Genomic DNA, 16,697 nt, shown 5'->3' with positions numbered 1-16,697 from the left:
CAGGGGGGCTTGGCAAGAGATAATTTGGGCAGGAGAGGGGGTGAATAAAGTGTCAGGGAAATTTTTTTTGCCTTCTCTCAAACTTGAGAAGGCGATCACAACTTTTTATGAACGCGCCAGAAAGTTGGCCAGCAACTGATGGCCCTGTTCGCTCAAAATACTCTCCGGATGGAACTGAACGCCCTCGACAGGGAGCGTCTTGTGGCGCAGCCCCATGATCTCGTCAAACGAGCCATCGGCATGCTCGCTCCAGGCGGTGATCTCGAAGCAGTCGGGCAGCGTGTCGCGCTCCACCACCAGTGAATGGTAACGAGTCACCCGAAGCGGGTTGTTGAGCCCCTTGAACACCCCCTCATTGCAATGGCGGATGAGCGAGGTTTTGCCGTGCATTACCTGACGGGCACGCACTACGCGGGCGCCAAAGGCCTGCGCCAGCGACTGATGACCGAGACAGACGCCGAGAATGGGCAGCTTGCCAGCAAAGTGGCTGATAGCGTCGAGAGAGATCCCCGCCTCATTGGGCGTACAGGGACCGGGAGAGATCACCAGAAAACGGGGGGAGAGCTGCGCTATGGCATCAAGCGTCAGTTCATCATTGCGCTTGACCACAACCTCTTGTCCCAGGGCGCCGAAATATTGCACCAGGTTCCAGGTAAAAGAGTCGTAGTTATCGATCAACAACAGCATGAGATAACCAACAGCGGAGAATTAACGATCGAGATAACGACCCTGTTCCATTTCCCGTTCACGCTGACACTCGGCCAGATAGATGGCGGCAGCAACGGCAGGGGTTTTATGGTGCTTGTCGATGGCATTGGAGACCATCAACTGCAGGGTATTGAGGTTTTTCGCCTTGCGAAATTTACGTAGCCAGTGACCTTTGTCACTCAGCTCTTCAGCAGAAATAGTTGGTTGAACAGGCATGCTTTCTCTTGGGGATATTACCCAGGTTAAAATAAAGAAATTAAACAAAATAGCTAGGCAGAAAATAAAGAAAGCCAGGCAAATACCCAGCTCTCTTCTACTACACCTTCCCAGTATGTCAGGCTCGAGGAACGAAGCCGACTACATCATATACGCTGGTCAGGGTTTTTTCAGCTCTTTCGCGCGCCTTTTGTGCGCCTTCTGCCAGAATCGCGATCAGATGGGCCTCATCCTGACGCAACTCATGGAAACGGGCCTGGATCGGTTCCAACAGCGCAACCACGGCTTCGGCGGTTTCGGTCTTGAGGTGACCGTACATCTTGCCTTCGAAGTGCTGCTCCAGCTCGGGGATGGAGCGGCCGGTCACACCGGACATCAGGGTCAGCAGGTTGGAGACACCCGGTTTGTTTTCCGGATCGAAACGCACCACCGCCGGCTCGTCGGAGTCGGTCACCGCACGCTTGATCTTCTTGACGATCTGCTTGGGATCTTCCAGCAGGCCGATGAAGTTGGCTTCGTTGTCATCCGACTTGGACATCTTCTTGGTCGGATCCTGCAAGCTCATCACCCGCGCCCCTTCGGTCGGAATGAAGGGCTCCGGCATGGTGAATACCTCACCATAGAGGTTGTTGAAACGGGTGCAGATGTCGCGGGTCAGCTCCAGATGCTGCTTCTGGTCGTTGCCGACAGGTACCTGATTGGCCTGATAGAGCAGAATATCAGCGGCCATCAGCACCGGATAACCGAACAGGCCGACGTTGACGTTGTTCTCGAAACGGGCGGACTTGTCCTTGAACTGGGTCATGCGCGACAACTCACCCATCTGGGTATAGCAGTTGAGGATCCAGCCCAGCTCAGCGTGCTGCGGCACGTGAGACTGGATGAAGACGGTGCTCTTCTTGGGATCGATACCGACCGCCAGATAGAGGGCGGCTGCGTCCAGACAAGCCTTGCGCAGGGCAGCCGGGTCCTGGCGAGTGGTGATGGCGTGCAGGTCGACGATGCAGTAGAGGCAGTCGAACTCATCCTGCATGTTGACCCACTGACGCAGGGCCCCCATGTAGTTGCCGATGGTCAGTTGACCGGAGGGTTGCGCTCCGCTCAATACGATTGGTTTAGTCATGAGAGTGTTAATCCTTGTTATTCAGCCAGCCCAGCTGCGCTATTAGACCAAAAGTGCATCGAGCTGGGCAAACTGCTCGAATACCCAGTCTGGATGGGAGTCGGCGATGGGACGGCCATAGTTGTAGCCGTATGTAAGACCCACCACCTTCATGCCAGCCGCCTTGGCCGCCAGCACGTCATTTTCTGAGTCGCCCACCATTAGAGTGCGAGCCGGGCTCACCCCCAACTCTTGGCAAGCGTGCAGCAAGGGCTCCGGGCTCGGCTTCTTGACCGGCACGCAGTTGCCGCCAAGCCAGAGTTCGAAACAATCGCTGATGCCAAGGGCATCGAGAATAGGGGCGACAAAGTCGCTCGGCTTGTTGGTGACGATCGCCTGCTTGTAGCCCAGGCTTTGCAGACGGCGCAGACTCTGCGCCACCCCTTCATACATCGCCAGCCCTTGCAGCAGGCAAGCGTTGTAGTGCTGGAAAAAGATCGGTCTGGCCTTGGCAAACAGCTCGGGATCGGCCTCGCGATAGGCGAGCGCCCGCTGGATCAGCTTGTCGGCACCATTGCCGACCCAGGTACGGATAACCACTTCATCAGCTTGTTCCAGACCCAGATCAGCCAGAGTCAGATTGACCGCCAGCGCCAGCTGTGCGGCACTGTCAATGAGGGTGCCGTCCAGATCGAACAGCACCAAATCAAATGCGCGCTCAGCGTGTGACATGAGCCAGCTCCGCACGCATCTTGTCGATCACCGCCTTGTAGTCAGGCTGGCTGAAAATGGCAGAGCCGGCGACAAACATGTCGGCACCCGCTTCGGCGATCTCGCGAATGTTGTCGACCTTCACCCCACCATCGATCTCGAGACGGATATCGCGGCCACTCTCGTCGATCAGGCGACGTACCTGACGCAGCTTGTCGAGGGTACCGGGGATGAAGCTCTGGCCACCGAAGCCCGGGTTGACCGACATCAGCAGGATCACGTCCAGCTTGTCCATCACATACTCGAGGCAGGAGAGCGAGGTGGCCGGATTGAGCACCAGACCCGCCTGGCAGCCCATCTCCTTGATCAGGCCCAGAGAACGGTCGACGTGGTCAGACGCCTCCGGATGGAAGGTGATAAGGGAAGCACCCGCCTTGGCAAAATCGGGAATGATGCGATCCACCGGCTTGACCATCAGGTGCACGTCGATGGGGGCCTCGATACCGTAGTCACGCAGCGCCTGACAGACCATGGGGCCAATGGTCAGGTTGGGGACATAGTGGTTGTCCATCACGTCGAAGTGAACCACGTCGGCACCGGCAGCCAGTACCTTGGCTACATCGTCACCCAGACGGGCAAAATCGGCAGAGAGGATCGAGGGGGCAATCAGAAAGTCTTTCATCAGCATCATCCATTGGCAGCCAGGGAGAAAAAACGGCGCAATTTTAACGTAAAAGGCGGGCGAAAACGACTCGAATGCGGGGTAAATGGGGCAATCGCCTCCCCTCCCCCAGCCACCCGGGTTTTGGGGCATCGGCACGGGCGCGGACTCGCCCATAAAAAACGGCGCCCTTGGGCGCCGCATGGTCTGTTACACCAGTGGCAGTAGTTCACTGTCGCTGGGATAGTAGCCCTGCTCAGGTTCGATTCCGGGGGGATAGAGCGCCAGCAACTCGGCCACCTTGTTGCGGGTGCCGCCGTTGCGACTGATGGTGCGCTTGACCAGGATTTCGTCGAGGCGGGCACCGCGATAAAGCTCACGAGTCAGCTCGATATCGTGGTTGCTGATCAGCACCGGCACCCCTTTGTGAGCCGCTGTGTGGCGGGCCAATCGCGCCAGGATCGCCTGATCATCCAGGGTAAACCCACCGGAGGCATAGGTGGTGAAGCTCGCCGTAGTGGAGAGCGGCGCATAGGGTGGATCACAGTAGATAACCCAATCCTCTTCGGCGCGCTTGATGGCATCGGCGTAGCTCTCGCAGATAAAGGTCGCCTTCTGCGCCTTTTCGGCAAAGGCCCACAGCTCTTTTTCCGGGAAATAGGGTTTCTTGTAGGAACCGAACGGCACATTGAAGCCGCCCTTCTTGTTGTAGCGGCACAGTCCGTTGAAACCGTGACGGTTGAGAAACAGGAACAAGAGTGCCCGCTCGAAGGTGGTCTCGGTCTGATTGAACTGGGTACGCAGCCGGTAATAGGCCGCCTTGTGGTTGTGCTCTGCCACAAACAGCTTGCGCGCCTCGGCAATGAAACTGTCCGGCGTCAGCTTGAGGTGGTTGTACAGGCAGATCAGATCCGGATTGATGTCGTTGAGCACATACGCGTCGTAGTCGGTGTTGAGAAACACAGACCCGGCCCCGACGAAGGGCTCCAGCAACACACGCCCGGCCGGCAGGCGCTCGGCAATCTCTTCAACCAGGGAGTATTTTCCCCCGGCCCATTTTAAAAAAGCGCGTGTTTTTTTCATGGAAATCCGGTGTGTAAGAAGGCAAGACCCAAAAAGGGGGACGATTCTACCCCCTTATCCGGTATCAAGGCTATTGCTTCAGCTCTTTTTGTACCTGTGCAAACGACTTGGGCCAGGGCTGACCTTTCAGCAAAGCTGGCGGAAGCTTGCGAATGGCACTCTTGGCCTGGGTCAGACCGGCATAATCCCCTTGCAGCACCACATACCAGGGGCTACCACGGAATTTGGTCTGATAGACCCATACCTTGCCCGCCAGACCATGCTCGGCGACAAACTGATCCACCGCCTTGGTGTTGCTCGCCCCCATCAGCTGAACGCTGTAGTGGTTACGCGGCTTCTTGTTCAAGGTGGCGACCGGTGTCAGGGCCACCTTGGGTGCTGGCGCGGCAACCGGCTCGTTGCTGGCGGTTTTGGTGGTGGCCGCAGGCGTTGCGGTTGTCACCGGGTTCTGTACCTTGCTAGTGCTGGTTGGTGCTGTGGTTGCGACTGCACCACTGGGGGCTGTGCCGTTCGGGGCCTTGCCGGTCAGCTCGTCCACCACGTCAGTAGGCAGTGCGCCGCTCACCTTGGGTTCGGTCATCAGCTTTTGCACGACCTCGTCAGAGATCACCACCCGACGCCCTTCGTAATTGGTTGATTCGGTGGTCACAGTTTCGCTCTCCACCGATTTGGGCAGCACTTTCGCCTCCGGCTGCCAATCTTTCACAACCCCATTGGGATTACTGGCTGCAGCGCTGTTTTGCGCGCCTTGTGCAGCGGAATCTGTATTCGAACCGCCAGCGGTGAGGGGATCGCCTCCCGCTACCGGGATCGGCAATGCCGTGTTTTGCGCCGGATCCTGCAGTGCCGGTTTGCTTTCATTGTCAAACAGCGCAGGCAGCAGGTAGCTCAGCGCCAGCAGGCCGCCAGCGACCAGCGCGATAGCGGTGGCAATCTTCTTGACAGGCAACTCCGCCTGACGCTTCTTAGGCCTTCTGTCGGTCATGATATCCTCCAGTAACTGCATGATGGTGGACGGATGTCCGTTCGCCGTTTTCAGGATCTCCTCCACTTGCGGCTTGGGCAAGAGGGTCGCCGGGATCTTGAGCTCTTTGGCTTTTTCATACAAGAAGATGCGCTGCTCGGGCGGGCTCAGGGGCGGCACTTCCAGCTCAAGGGCTGGCATGGCACGCCCTTTGAGCTGCGGCCGTTGGGTACGACACCAGACGTCACTGCCCGAGACAATAATGGCCAGCTGATGGGGCGCCGCCAGGGTATCGTTATGACGGATGATCGCCCACAACTCTCCCAGCAGTTCGGCTGGCAACTGGTCGGCCCGCTCTATCAGTAGCAACAGGGTGGCTGGCTTGCTCCCCTCCAGCATGCGAAAGAAGCTCTCCGCCAGCGCATCCTGTGGATTGAAGAGCGGGCGCGCCACCACCTGTGGCAGCAACAGCTGGCGCACATCCACCATCTTCATGGCAGGTGTACCAATCAGGCTTACCACCCGCACTTTTTCCGGCAACACGCCGAGCAGGGATTCGCACAGGGTACCGCGACCACAACCGGGTTTACCGGAGAGAAAAATGAAAGGGTGATTGAATTCAATCAGATGCAGCAGCCGGTCAACCAGCTGCCGCTGGGAAGGAAGTTTTAGCAGTTTATTCGTCACGACCAGACTCGATCACCGCCAGCAACTCGGCATCGGACACATCCCCCACCACCTGCGCATGGCCGATGCCAACCGGCAACACCAGACGCAGCTTGCCTTCCAGCACCTTCTTGTCACGGCGCATATGGCGAATAAAGGCAGCGAAATCCATATCGGCAGGCGCATGAATGGGCAGATTGGCGGCCAGCAGCAGGGCGCGCACTCGCGCAACGTCCGCTTCGCTCATATCGCCACGGGCCTGCGCAGTCCAGGCAGCCAGCATGGTGCCAGCGGATACCGCTTCACCATGCAGCCAGTTGCCATACCCCTGCTCGGCCTCGATGGCATGACCAAAGGTGTGACCAAGATTGAGCAGCGCACGGACGCCGTGCTCGGTCTCATCCTGACCGACCACATCGGCTTTGATCTCGCAGCAGCGTTTGATGGCGTAGGCCAGCGCGGCAGGTTCCTGCTGTTGCAGACGCACCATGTTCTGCTCCAGCCAGCTGAAGAAATCAGCATCCCAAATGATGCCGTACTTGATCACCTCGGCCATCCCTGCGGCAAATTCGCGGGCTGGCAAGGTACTCAGACATTCGGTATCGATAACAACTTGTTTGGGCTGATAAAAAGCCCCAATCATGTTCTTGCCGAGGGGGTGGTTGACAGCGGTTTTACCGCCAACAGAGGAGTCAACCTGGGAGAGCAGAGTGGTCGGGATCTGGATAAAAGGAATGCCACGTTGATAGCTTGCTGCCGCAAAGCCCACCACATCCCCGATCACGCCGCCCCCCAGAGCGATCAGTGTCGTATCGCGCCCATGGTTGGTTTCAAGCAGAGCAGACATGATCTGCTCAAAGGTCGCCAGGTTCTTGTACGCCTCGCCGTCAGGCAGGATCAGGTGTTCAACCTGAAAACCCGACAGCAGAGCGGTTACCTGTTCAAGATAAAGCGGAGCAACGACCGTGTTGGTCACTATCATCACCCGCTTGCCCTTGATGGTCAATACCAGCGCCTCGGGGCGCTGCAACAACCCGGCAGCTATCTCGATGGGATAGCTGCGTTCACCCAGTTCGACCTTCAACCGTTCCATGGACGTCCTCTAGATTACATACCGATCAGCTTTACAATTTGATTGGCAACGATTTTTGCGCTCTGGTCATCGGTGTGCACAACAAAGTCGGCAACCTCTTCATACAGGGCATTGCGCTCTTGTGCCAGACGTTCCAGCACTTCGCGTGCCGGTTCTTCGGTCTGTAGCAGAGGGCGGCGTTTGTCTCGCTGTGTGCGCGCCAGCTGCTTTTCGATAGTGGTTTCGAGGTAGACCACGATGCCGCGAGCAGACAACTTGTTGCGGGTTTCGCGACTCTTGATGGCACCGCCACCCGTCGCCAGCACGATACCCTGCTGCTCTGACAATTCGCCGATCACCTTCTCTTCGCGAATCCGGAAACCTTCTTCGCCTTCAACATCGAACACCCAGCCGATATCAGCACCACTGCGGCGCTCAATCTCATGATCTGAGTCGAAAAACTCCATATGCAGTTGTTCTGCCAGATGTCTACCTATGGTGCTCTTGCCCGCACCCATGGGACCTATCAGGAAAATATTGCGTTTCTCAGCCATGTCTTTTCGTTAGTAATTACAAACTGTACGACCCCGATGAATACTGGATCGGGGTACCTATGAACCTTATCTTGCGATGGATCAGGAGGGGGATTATCTCAATAGATATCGGGACTGGCAACCGCAGCCCTTACGCCCCAGCCTCATTGGGGCGTAAGGTTATATGTGTTTTACCTTCACATGTAAAGCATTCAGAAGGCGTCGGTGACTATCTTGGGCGTCACGAAAATCAGCAACTCCCGCTTTTTGTTCTCGCTGGTGGTCTTGCGGAACAGGGCCCCCAATCCGGGGATATCGCCAAGCAGCGGCACCTTGGTCACATCGCTCTTGATGGTCTGCTGATAGATGCCGCCCAGTACCAGCGTCTCGCCATTGTTCACCAACACCTGAGTGGTGATGGACTGGGCGTTGATGGAAACCGCATCACCGGTACCAGTCGGTACCGTTTCACCCTTGGTATCCTGGGTCACGGTCAGATCGAGAATCACCCGATTGTCAGGGGTGATCTGCGGAGTAACCTTCAGGCTCAATACCGCCTTCTTGAAGGTAACCGAGGTAGCGCCACTGGAAGAGGACTCCACATAGGGGATCTCGGTACCCTGCTCGATCAGCGCCGGTTTCTGGTTCGCCGTGGTCACGCGCGGACTGGCGATAATCTCGGCCTTGCTCTCTTTTTCCAGCGCCGACAACTCGAGATCCAGCAAGGTGCCATCAGCCAGACGGGCAACCTGGAAGGCCAAAGTACCGGCGGCATTGGTCACCGGCAGGTTGACGTTCAACCGATCGTCTGCTGATGGCCGAGGGCTGGGATTAATCGCAGAACTGCCGTTGTTGTTACCAGAGCCATCATTCCCCTCGATGGAGCCGGACGTACTGTTGCCATGACCATCATTCTTGGTCACCCCCCACCGCACCCCGAGCGCTTCATCAAAACCGTCATCAATGGTCACCATCCGCGCCTCGATAACCACCTGCTTGACCGGAATATCGAGAATATCGAGCATCCGTTTGATGCTGCTGATGACATCGGCGGTATCCTTGACCACCAGCACGTTGGTTCGCTCGTCCACGCTGACCGCACCACGGGGTGACAGCAACTTGGTACTTTCGGAAGAGAGCAGGGCAGCCACTTCCGAGGCCTTGGCATAGTTTATCTGCAGATATTCGGTATAGAGCGGAGCCAAATCGGCAACCTGATTTCGGCTCTCCAGCTGTTGCTTCTCGCGTGTTGCGATCTCTTCTGCAGGCGCTACCAGCAAGATGTTGTTATCCAACCGCTTATCCAGACCCCGCACCTTCAAAATAATGTCGAGCGCCTGCTCCCACGGCACCCCATCCAGACGCAGGGTAATATTGCCTGATACCGAATCTGTGGTTACCAAGTTAAGGTTGTTGAAATCGGCAATAAGCTGCAATACGGTACGGACTGGAATATCCTGAAAGTTCAATGAGATGGGCTTTCCCTGATACTGCTTGGATGCCGTGGCCGTCGTCCGCTTTTTCACCTCGATAATGAAGAGCTTGTCTGCCTGATCGTAACGGTAATCAAACTGACCATTGATTGACAATTCAAACAGGGTATCGCTGCCCTGCCGGGAGACTTCAACCTGAGAGACCGGCGTTGCAAAATCCTGCACGTTGATCAGATTAAGCAAGCCATCCGGTACCCGAGTGCCATGAAACTTGGCCAGTACGGTCTGGCCGCGGCTGCTCACATCAACAGCGGCCGAGCTGTTATCCAGCGTGACCAGAAACTCCCCCTGGCCATCTTTGCCACGACGAAAATCCACACCGGTAACCGAGTTGAAATAGGCACCGCCCCCACTGCTCTGATAGTTGTTAAGCACCGGCTTGCTGGCAGGCTGCGTGGCTACCGGCGTTGTCACGGGTGCAACAGGCATAGACCGGGCAACGACTTGAGGATTGAGCAGCGCCGAGGGAGAGGGTGTGGCCGCCATCGAAGAGGGCGCTGGCACAGGAGTAGCCGAGGTTGCGGGTGCAATCAGCGCGCTCTCACCATTGATGAGCCCGGAAGAGGCCCCCTCGCCCAATGACACCAGTAATTTGTTCCCCTGTTGCTGAACCTGATAGGGGGCCAGCTGATCGAGTGCGATCTTGATATCCAGACCTGCGCCCTTACCCTCAACCTTGATATTATCTACCCCCAGGCGCTGGATCGGCAGCGGGTTCACTTTCAGCGCCCCTACCGCACCGGGAACATGCAACAACAACTGATTGGGTTGGTAAGAGAGACGATCGGTAAAGCCCGTGACCGGCTCACTGAAACTGAGCTCCACCAGCAATTGATCGGCAAGCAGCGGATTGACCTTGATCTCCTGCAGGGTTGCCACTGCCCACGCCTGACTGAGGGCGCTGGCGCAAAACAGCAAAGCCACTTTGGATACACTCTCTATTGTTGTTCTCATTGCTGTTCATCCCTGATTATTGTTTTTCTTGCACATTGGCCATTGCCAACTGGGTTTCTCTTGTTACCCAGCACCCCTTCCCGTCCGGAATGGTTTCCAGCAAATCCACGGCAGTGTCAGTGATCTTGATGACCCGGCCCTGATCAAGCCCCATATACTGGTTGAGCCCGACCCGCATCGATTTGCCATCCGGGGTGCTGATCAAGGCCCACAACTGACCCGCCTTACCCAAAGAACCATGCATCGACAGACTGGCCAGCGAATAATTTTCCAGCACCTCTTTCTCACGATCCATCAGGGTCTGTGCACAATCCGGCTGGGCCTTGGCAGTACTTGTACTTCCGACCGTCGCCTCAGGCTGGGGAACCATGAAGGGGCTGCGCAACTCGCGTTGCTGGTAGTGCATAGGGGCAAAAGGCTTCAGCTCGGGCAAGGGCTCGATAGGTATGGGTGGCCTTGCTTTGGTCTGGGCGACATAGCTATCCATGTCCTCCTGACCACCACAGGCCGCCAGCAAGAGGGCAGGCAATAACCAGCAGATGCGTCTCATTGTTTCGGCTCCACTGTTTTACCGTTGTACTTGTAGGTCTTGGCCAGCATCGACATCGAAATCAGCTCCCCTTCATCCTTGCTCTGACCCAGAGTGAAGGAGTCAAGGATGACGATACGGGGCAAAGCGGCCATGTCAGCGGTAAACTTGCCAATTTCATGGTAAGTGCCCACGACTTCGATACGCATTGGTAGCTCGGTTGAAAACTCGTGCTTTACCTCGGGTTCCCAGTTGATCCGGTTCAATTTCAAGCCGTTGTCGGTAGCAATAAAGCTGATATCGTCCAGCAGACCGGCGACCTCATGGGTATTGGGCAACTGCTTGAGCTGGGTATCGACCAGTTGCTCAAGCTGAACCATTTGCGCCTTGTATGCCCCCAGGTTGGCAGCCAGCATCGCCTTGCTTTCAAACTGGGCTTTCAGTTCGGTCTCTTTCCCCGCTTCCTGAGTCAAACTGGTCAGTGAGTTGGCAATCACGTAGTAGTAGATGGCGCCGCCGGTCAACACGCAGCAGAAAAAGATGAAGACCCCTTTTGCCCATTTTGGCCAGCTTGCTATGTCATTGATATCCAACTCGTTGAGTTGCTGAAGGTTCATTGTTGCTCCTTGGCCACATTCCCTGCAGTCGCAGCATTGTTGGCGATCAGGAACATCATGGAAAACTGGCTCAATGACACTGGCGCAACATCAGCCGCAAAAATAGTGCTTATCTTTGCCTGACCCAACCAACCGGAACCATCAATCCGCCGCATCATGCTGGCCACCCGACCATAGGCTTCGGTCTTGCCATTTACATCAATAATATTGTTCTGCATCGAGAGGGTGTTGAGGTAAACCCCGTTGGGCACCAATGAAGGCAGCTGATTGAAGAGGCGGACGGGCACATTGCGGCGCATCTGCAACTGCTCGATGAGCTGCATCCGATCGATCAGTTCCTTGCGACGCTCTTTGAGCAAACGGATCTCCCCCAGCTGGGCATCCAGGATAGTCATCTCCTGAACCAGCCTCTGGTTGCGCTGCTGCTGGGCGACGATCTGGCGATCAACCAGCCAGTTGGCAAAAAATCCCAGCGCGACCGTGGCCAGCACAAAAATCCCCAGCAAGGCCCCGAACTGTTTCTTTTGGCGCTGGGCCCGGGCTTCACGCCAGGGTAGAAGGTTTATATTTGACATGGTGTGAAACTCCTCAGAGCCAACCCGAATGCCGTCATATATTTAGCACCATGTACCAGCTCGGCCTCCCCTTTCGGCTTGCCAAACAGGGCGAACAGATCCGGGTGCAACACCTCGCAATTGACCTCTTCTTTTACCTGTACCAACAAACCGGGTAGCAGACTGCCTCCCCCCGTCAGCACCAGTTTTGCGATGTCGCGATAACCGGATGAACTGCAAAACAGCTGGATATTGCGCCGCACTTGCTGCAGCAGCGAGTTGATGTGGGGCATCAACACATCCAGCTCATGGTCAACAGGCAAGGTACCTTTGGTTTTAGCCTGCTCAGCCTCATCCAGCGTCATGCCATAAAAGGAGGAGAGCGCCTGGCTGTACTGATCGCCGCCGAAGTTTTGCAAGCGGGAGTAGATCACCTCTCCCTTGACCAGCGCCGCAAAGGTCATGGCACTGGCACCGATATCTATCACCCCGATCGGCCGTTCACTCTCCTGCAATTCGGGCAGACAGGCCACCACGGCACGGCCCAGCGCATGGGCGCCCACATCCACCACCTTGACGGCAATACCGGCTTCGGCAAGGGCGCTGACCCGGCCGTTGACACTCTCGGTGCGGGCTGCGCTCAGCAGCACATCTTGACGATCTTCGCTATTGTTGGTGCTCAGCACCTCAAAATCGAGACTCACTTCATCGAGGGGGAAGGGAATGATCTGCTCGGCCTCCAGCTGCACCTGACTCTCCAGCTCCTTGTCGCTGAGGCGGGCATCAATCTGGATCACCTTGGTTATCACGTTGGAGCCGGTCACCGCAGTGGCGGCATAGTCGCTGTGAGCTGGGATCAGCCGCTTGAGAGTCTTGAGAGATTGGCTGACGCGCTCGATATCCTGCAATTGATAGTCAACCAGCGTCCCTTTCGGGGTGGCAATATCGGCGACAGATTCGAGATGAAGCTTGCCAGGTCGGCCACTGAGGGTAACGGCCTTGATGGTCTGGCTGCCAAAATCAATGCCCACCAGAGGGAGGAGGGATCCCTTGTTAAAAAGCCCAAACATATACACATCCATGCGTTATTTGGTTTTATTCCTGAACAGAGTGTAGGACACCCGATCAGAGGAGTGCTTCACTCATCCTAAATGCTCTAACTATCAATGTCATAAAGTTTATGCCGAAAAGTGACCCATCTCGCTTTCTTCATGGCAAGTGGCCCTCCTTGGTTATTGCTCCCTGTAGTGCTAACCTCTCGCATCCTTTTGAGGTGGGTGGCTCGCCACAGGAAAACCTCGAATTCCCGATGGCAAAAGGGCTATACTCTGCGCCCGTTGGCTAATTTTAAGACGATTGGTAGTTCTTCCATGCTGAAATGGCTCGTTCGCCTGTTTATTGTCATGATGCTGGGTGCTGTGCTGGGTGTTGCCAGCCTCATCGGTATCTACTTCTATATCAAACCCCAACTGCCCGATGTCACCGCACTGCGTGACGTCAAGCTGGCAACCCCGATGCGGGTTTACAGCCGGGATGGGGAGTTGATCGCCCAATATGGCGAAATTCGTCGCATTCCGCTGCGTCTGGACGAAATTCCGCAACCCATGATCGATGCCGTACTGGCGACCGAAGATGCACGTTTCTATGAGCACCCGGGCATTGACCCGATAGGTATCATTCGAGCCGCATCCGTCTGGGCTGTCTCCGGCCATGCCCGTCAGGGGGCCAGTACCATCACCCAGCAGGTTGCCCGCAACTTCTTCCTGAGCAATGAGAAGACCATCATCCGCAAGATCAAGGAGGTCTTCCTGGCCTGGCGGATCGAGCAGAATCTCTCAAAAGACGAGATCCTCGAACTCTACCTCAACAAGATCCCCCTCGGTTATCGCTCCTTCGGGATCGGTGCTGCGGCACAGGTTTACTTTGGTAAAGAGGTCAAGGATCTGGGACTGGACGAGATCGCCATCATTGCCGGTCTGCCGAAAGCTCCCTCCATGCTCAACCCCATCCGCTCCCCCGAGCGGGCCTTTGCGCGCCGCAACGTGGTGCTGGGCCGGATGCTGGAAACCGGCAAGATCACCCAGGCCCAGTTTGACGAAGCGTCCAAAATGCCGATCAAGGCCCGTTTTCACGGCGCCGAAGTGACCCTGCACGCCCCTTATCTCGGTGAAATGGTGCGCCAGAAGATGGTCGAGCAGTTCGGTGAAGATGCTTACACCATGGGCCTGCACGTCTACACTACCGTCTCTGCCGAACGTCAACGGGCAGCCAGACAGGCGCTGCTGGATGGCGTTTTTGCCTATGACATGCGCCATGGCTATCGCGGCCCGACGGCTCAGTTGTGGAAGGCTGGCGAGCCAGCCTGGGATTACGAGCAGATTGTCGCTCACCTTGGCAAACAGCCCACTTACGATCCGCTGATGGCGGCGGTCGTGACCAAGCTCGGCGATCGCAGCGCCACGCTGGTACTGAAAAATGGCAAGGAAGCAGAGCTCGGCTGGAACGGCATTAAATGGGCCCGCTCCTTTATTACCGACGACCGTCAGAGCTATGCCCCGAAATCGGCGCGCGATGTGCTGAAAGTCGGCGCCCAGATCTGGGTGCGGGAAGAGGGCGAAGAGTTGCTGCTGGCCCAAATCCCGGACGTCAACGCCGCGCTGGTTGCCATGAACCCGAAAAATGGGGCGCTGGAAGCACTGGTCGGTGGTTTCAGCTTCGAACTCTCCAAATTCAACCGGGTCGATCAGGCGCGTCGCCAGATCGGTTCCAATATCAAGCCTTTCCTCTATGCGACCGCGCTGGAGCATGGCTATACCCTGGCATCGCTCATCAACGATGCGCCGATCAACCAGTGGGATCCATCCAAAGGGCCCATGTGGCAGCCCAAGAACTCCCCGGCCGTTTATGATGGTCCCACTCCGCTGCGTCTGGGACTGGCCAAGTCCAAGAACGTGATGTCGGTTCGACTGATGCGCGCCATCGGTCTGGATACCTATATCGACGGTCTGACCCGCTTTGGCTTCCCCCGCGACTTCATCTCTCCCCATGAGTCGCTGGCACTGGGCGCTGCCGAATTCACCCCTCTCGAAGTGGTGCGTGGTTACTCGGTACTGGCCAACGGTGGCTTCCTGGTGACCCCATACTTCATCGACAAAGTGACCGACAGTCTGGAGAACACCCTCTATCAGGCCAATCCTGCTATTGCTTGCACCACCTGCGAACAGCAGGCCGCACCCGAGCAGAGCACACTGCCGGAGCCAACTGTTGATGGAGCCGCACAAGATGGCACGCAGACCCCTCTCGCGCCAACCATCGCACCGCATACCATCAGTGCCCAGAGTGCGTTCCTGATCACCGACACCCTGAGCACAGCCATCTGGGGTGGCAACGGCTGGCGTGGTACCGGCTGGCGTGCAGCCCGCGACCTGAAACGTCACGACATCTCCGGTAAAACCGGTACCACCAACGAATCGCGGGATGCCTGGTTCTCCGGCTACACCCCGGACATCGTTGCTACTTCCTGGATCGGTTTTGACAACCACCAGCGTGGTCTTGGCCGTGCCGAATTTGGCGGTGGCGCCGCGCAGCCTATCTGGATCGACTTCATGAAAGTCGCCCTCAAAAAGCTGCCTGAGCACAAGATGCCGGTTCCCGAGGGGATCATGACGGTGAAGATTGATAGCGAAACCGGCCTGCTGGCAACCAGTGGCGGAACCGACGAATACTTCAAGGAAGGGACCGAGCCGACCCGCTACGCAGCACCGAGCTCGGATGGCAATCAGGTCTACGGCGGTGACAACCCCGATGTGGAAGGGCCTGTCTCAACCGACGATATCTTCTAAGCTGCTCTCGCGGCAGAAGCAAAACCGGCAGCCTTGGCTGCCGGTTTTTTTATTGGGCCAACTGCTTGCTCATCAGTGTGGCGATCGAGGCGGCCAACTCATTGAAGCAGGGGCGACGCACCGAGTAGTGGCGATAGAGCAGCGAGATGGTACGCCCCGGCACAGGGTCAACCACTGGTCGATAGCTCACCCCGCCCTCATCATGATCGGCAGGTACGGCCAGCTTTGGTACCAGGGTCATGCCGCTACCGGCGGCCACCATGTTGCGCAGCGTCTCCAGACTGGTGCCCTTGAAGCGTTGATCCTCACCTATCCCGCCAGCGAAACAAAATCCCATCGCCTGATCCCGCAAACAGTGGCCATCGGCCAGCATCAGCAATTTCTTGCCCTTGAGATTGCCAAGCGGCACCTGTCTAGCCTGTGCTTCGGGGTGATGGCAAGGCACCGCCAGCCACATCGGCTCGTGGTAGAGCTGGATTGAGCCAAATCCCTCCATCCCCGGCATCTCGGCCAGAATGACGCAATCCAGCTCCCCCTCTTCCAGCCGTTTGAGCAGGGTTTGGGTCTGCTCCTCATAGAGGTAGAACTCCAGCTGGGGAAAACGCTCACGCAGGGTCTGGATAATGCGGGGCAACAGGTAGGGGCCCACGGTCGGAATAAAACCGATATGGATCTCCCCGGACATCGGCTCGGAGAAGTGCTGACCGATGCTCTTGAGCTCGCGCACCTCCTTGAGCACCCGACGCGCCTGATGGGCCATAGCATCGCCAGCCGGAGTAAACAGCACCTTGCGCGAGGTACGTTCGATCAGAATGACCCCGAGTTCATCCTCCAGCTTGCGCAGCTGGCCGCTCAGGGTGGGTTGACTGACAAAGCAGCGTTCAGCGGCTTTGCGAAAATGTTTTTCCTCATCCAGCGCCACCAGATATTCGAGATCGCGAAGATTCATACAGCAAGAGTCCTGCCTGGAAAATGGGCCATCAGCATGCACA

At 56.9% G+C, this 16,697-nt stretch carries 16 protein-coding genes; 1 reads left to right on the top strand and 15 read right to left on the bottom strand.

Annotation, left to right across the window (positions count from 1 at the left end; genetic code table 11):
* Window positions 1–105 precede the first annotated feature (105 nt).
* From AB5Y99_RS20450 to tapM, 14 genes are all read right to left on the bottom strand, one after another.
* Window positions 106–687: an aminodeoxychorismate synthase component II gene (locus AB5Y99_RS20450; RefSeq protein ID WP_151286599.1), complete on the bottom strand. Its 582-nt coding sequence runs from the start codon at window positions 685–687 to the stop codon at window positions 106–108.
* A 21-nt stretch (window positions 688–708) separates the two neighbouring features.
* Window positions 709–924 carry a hypothetical protein gene (locus AB5Y99_RS20445; protein WP_005334997.1) on the bottom strand — a complete coding sequence of 72 codons (216 nt, stop codon included), beginning with the start codon at window positions 922–924 and terminating at the stop codon, window positions 709–711.
* 118 nt (window positions 925–1,042) lie between these two features.
* Window positions 1,043–2,047 carry a tryptophan--tRNA ligase gene (gene trpS / locus AB5Y99_RS20440; protein ID WP_005362251.1) on the bottom strand — a complete coding sequence of 335 codons (1,005 nt, stop codon included), beginning with the start codon at window positions 2,045–2,047 and terminating at the stop codon, window positions 1,043–1,045.
* A 42-nt stretch (window positions 2,048–2,089) separates the two neighbouring features.
* Complete coding sequence (locus tag AB5Y99_RS20435) at window positions 2,090–2,758, bottom strand: phosphoglycolate phosphatase (RefSeq protein WP_064335704.1); 669 nt, start codon at window positions 2,756–2,758, stop codon at window positions 2,090–2,092.
* A complete protein-coding gene (gene rpe / locus AB5Y99_RS20430; protein ID WP_005335006.1) occupies window positions 2,745–3,419 on the bottom strand; it encodes a ribulose-phosphate 3-epimerase in 675 nt (224 codons plus the stop codon). The genes AB5Y99_RS20435 and rpe overlap by 14 nt, the downstream gene beginning before the upstream one ends.
* Window positions 3,420–3,608: 189 nt before the next feature.
* Complete coding sequence (locus AB5Y99_RS20425) at window positions 3,609–4,481, bottom strand: Dam family site-specific DNA-(adenine-N6)-methyltransferase (protein ID WP_368210743.1); 873 nt, start codon at window positions 4,479–4,481, stop codon at window positions 3,609–3,611.
* 70 nt (window positions 4,482–4,551) lie between these two features.
* Window positions 4,552–6,132 carry an SPOR domain-containing protein gene (locus AB5Y99_RS20420; protein WP_368210741.1) on the bottom strand — a complete coding sequence of 527 codons (1,581 nt, stop codon included), beginning with the start codon at window positions 6,130–6,132 and terminating at the stop codon, window positions 4,552–4,554.
* Entirely contained in the window at window positions 6,122–7,204 is a 1,083-nt protein-coding gene (gene aroB, locus AB5Y99_RS20415) for a 3-dehydroquinate synthase (protein ID WP_368210739.1), read from the bottom strand. Before aroB ends, AB5Y99_RS20420 begins: the two co-directional genes overlap by 11 nt.
* A gap of 14 nt (window positions 7,205–7,218) precedes the next feature.
* Window positions 7,219–7,737, bottom strand: coding sequence for a shikimate kinase AroK (gene aroK / locus AB5Y99_RS20410; RefSeq protein ID WP_005335014.1), 519 nt, complete (start codon window positions 7,735–7,737; stop codon window positions 7,219–7,221).
* A gap of 191 nt (window positions 7,738–7,928) precedes the next feature.
* Window positions 7,929–10,163, bottom strand: coding sequence for a type IV pilus secretin PilQ (gene pilQ, locus AB5Y99_RS20405; protein WP_368210737.1), 2,235 nt, complete (start codon window positions 10,161–10,163; stop codon window positions 7,929–7,931).
* Between the two features lie 16 nt (window positions 10,164–10,179).
* On the bottom strand, window positions 10,180–10,713 hold the full coding sequence (locus AB5Y99_RS20400) for a pilus assembly protein PilP (RefSeq protein ID WP_005335020.1): 534 nt from the start codon (window positions 10,711–10,713) through the stop codon (window positions 10,180–10,182).
* Window positions 10,710–11,309, bottom strand: a complete 600-nt coding sequence (gene tapO / locus AB5Y99_RS20395) for a PilO family type IV pilus biogenesis protein TapO (RefSeq protein WP_019446350.1) — start codon at window positions 11,307–11,309, stop codon at window positions 10,710–10,712. The genes AB5Y99_RS20400 and tapO overlap by 4 nt, the downstream gene beginning before the upstream one ends.
* Window positions 11,306–11,884 (bottom strand): PilN family type IV pilus biogenesis protein TapN, encoded by a 579-nt coding sequence (tapN, locus tag AB5Y99_RS20390; protein WP_368210735.1) that lies wholly within the window; start codon window positions 11,882–11,884, stop codon window positions 11,306–11,308. Before tapN ends, tapO begins: the two co-directional genes overlap by 4 nt.
* A complete protein-coding gene (gene tapM / locus AB5Y99_RS20385; protein ID WP_042082638.1) occupies window positions 11,872–12,933 on the bottom strand; it encodes a PilM family type IVa pilus assembly protein TapM in 1,062 nt (353 codons plus the stop codon). Before tapM ends, tapN begins: the two co-directional genes overlap by 13 nt.
* Window positions 12,934–13,233: 300 nt before the next feature.
* Between tapM and AB5Y99_RS20380 the strand changes: the two genes are divergently transcribed.
* Entirely contained in the window at window positions 13,234–15,705 is a 2,472-nt protein-coding gene (locus AB5Y99_RS20380; protein ID WP_257725280.1) for a penicillin-binding protein 1A, read from the top strand.
* A gap of 49 nt (window positions 15,706–15,754) precedes the next feature.
* Here the strand turns inward: AB5Y99_RS20380 and oxyR are convergent, their stop codons facing one another.
* Complete coding sequence (gene oxyR, locus AB5Y99_RS20375; RefSeq protein ID WP_005354003.1) at window positions 15,755–16,654, bottom strand: DNA-binding transcriptional regulator OxyR; 900 nt, start codon at window positions 16,652–16,654, stop codon at window positions 15,755–15,757.
* Window positions 16,655–16,697 lie beyond the last annotated feature (43 nt).

It is taken from the genome of Aeromonas sp. R4-2 (assembly GCF_040908295.1).
GTDB classification, from domain to species: Bacteria; Pseudomonadota; Gammaproteobacteria; order Enterobacterales; family Aeromonadaceae; genus Aeromonas; species Aeromonas veronii.
Note: the sequence above shows the minus strand (reverse complement) of the source record. Positions and strands in the feature narration are given on the sequence as shown.

What these genes read in the sequence shown, in the direction of transcription:
- AB5Y99_RS20450 (WP_151286599.1), bottom strand. Translation starts at nt 687, where the DNA reads ATGCTGTTGTTGATCGATAACTACGACTCTTTTACCTGGAACCTGGTG.
- AB5Y99_RS20445 (WP_005334997.1), bottom strand. Translation starts at nt 924, where the DNA reads ATGCCTGTTCAACCAACTATTTCTGCTGAAGAGCTGAGTGACAAAGGT.
- trpS (WP_005362251.1), bottom strand. Translation starts at nt 2,047, where the DNA reads ATGACTAAACCAATCGTATTGAGCGGAGCGCAACCCTCCGGTCAACTG.
- AB5Y99_RS20435 (WP_064335704.1), bottom strand. Translation starts at nt 2,758, where the DNA reads ATGTCACACGCTGAGCGCGCATTTGATTTGGTGCTGTTCGATCTGGAC.
- rpe (WP_005335006.1), bottom strand. Translation starts at nt 3,419, where the DNA reads ATGAAAGACTTTCTGATTGCCCCCTCGATCCTCTCTGCCGATTTTGCC.
- AB5Y99_RS20425 (WP_368210743.1), bottom strand. Translation starts at nt 4,481, where the DNA reads ATGAAAAAAACACGCGCTTTTTTAAAATGGGCCGGGGGAAAATACTCC.
- aroB (WP_368210739.1), bottom strand. Translation starts at nt 7,204, where the DNA reads ATGGAACGGTTGAAGGTCGAACTGGGTGAACGCAGCTATCCCATCGAG.
- aroK (WP_005335014.1), bottom strand. Translation starts at nt 7,737, where the DNA reads ATGGCTGAGAAACGCAATATTTTCCTGATAGGTCCCATGGGTGCGGGC.
- pilQ (WP_368210737.1), bottom strand. Translation starts at nt 10,163, where the DNA reads ATGAGAACAACAATAGAGAGTGTATCCAAAGTGGCTTTGCTGTTTTGC.
- AB5Y99_RS20400 (WP_005335020.1), bottom strand. Translation starts at nt 10,713, where the DNA reads ATGAGACGCATCTGCTGGTTATTGCCTGCCCTCTTGCTGGCGGCCTGT.
- tapO (WP_019446350.1), bottom strand. Translation starts at nt 11,309, where the DNA reads ATGAACCTTCAGCAACTCAACGAGTTGGATATCAATGACATAGCAAGC.
- tapN (WP_368210735.1), bottom strand. Translation starts at nt 11,884, where the DNA reads ATGTCAAATATAAACCTTCTACCCTGGCGTGAAGCCCGGGCCCAGCGC.
- tapM (WP_042082638.1), bottom strand. Translation starts at nt 12,933, where the DNA reads ATGTTTGGGCTTTTTAACAAGGGATCCCTCCTCCCTCTGGTGGGCATT.
- AB5Y99_RS20380 (WP_257725280.1), top strand. Translation starts at nt 13,234, where the DNA reads ATGCTGAAATGGCTCGTTCGCCTGTTTATTGTCATGATGCTGGGTGCT.
- oxyR (WP_005354003.1), bottom strand. Translation starts at nt 16,654, where the DNA reads ATGAATCTTCGCGATCTCGAATATCTGGTGGCGCTGGATGAGGAAAAA.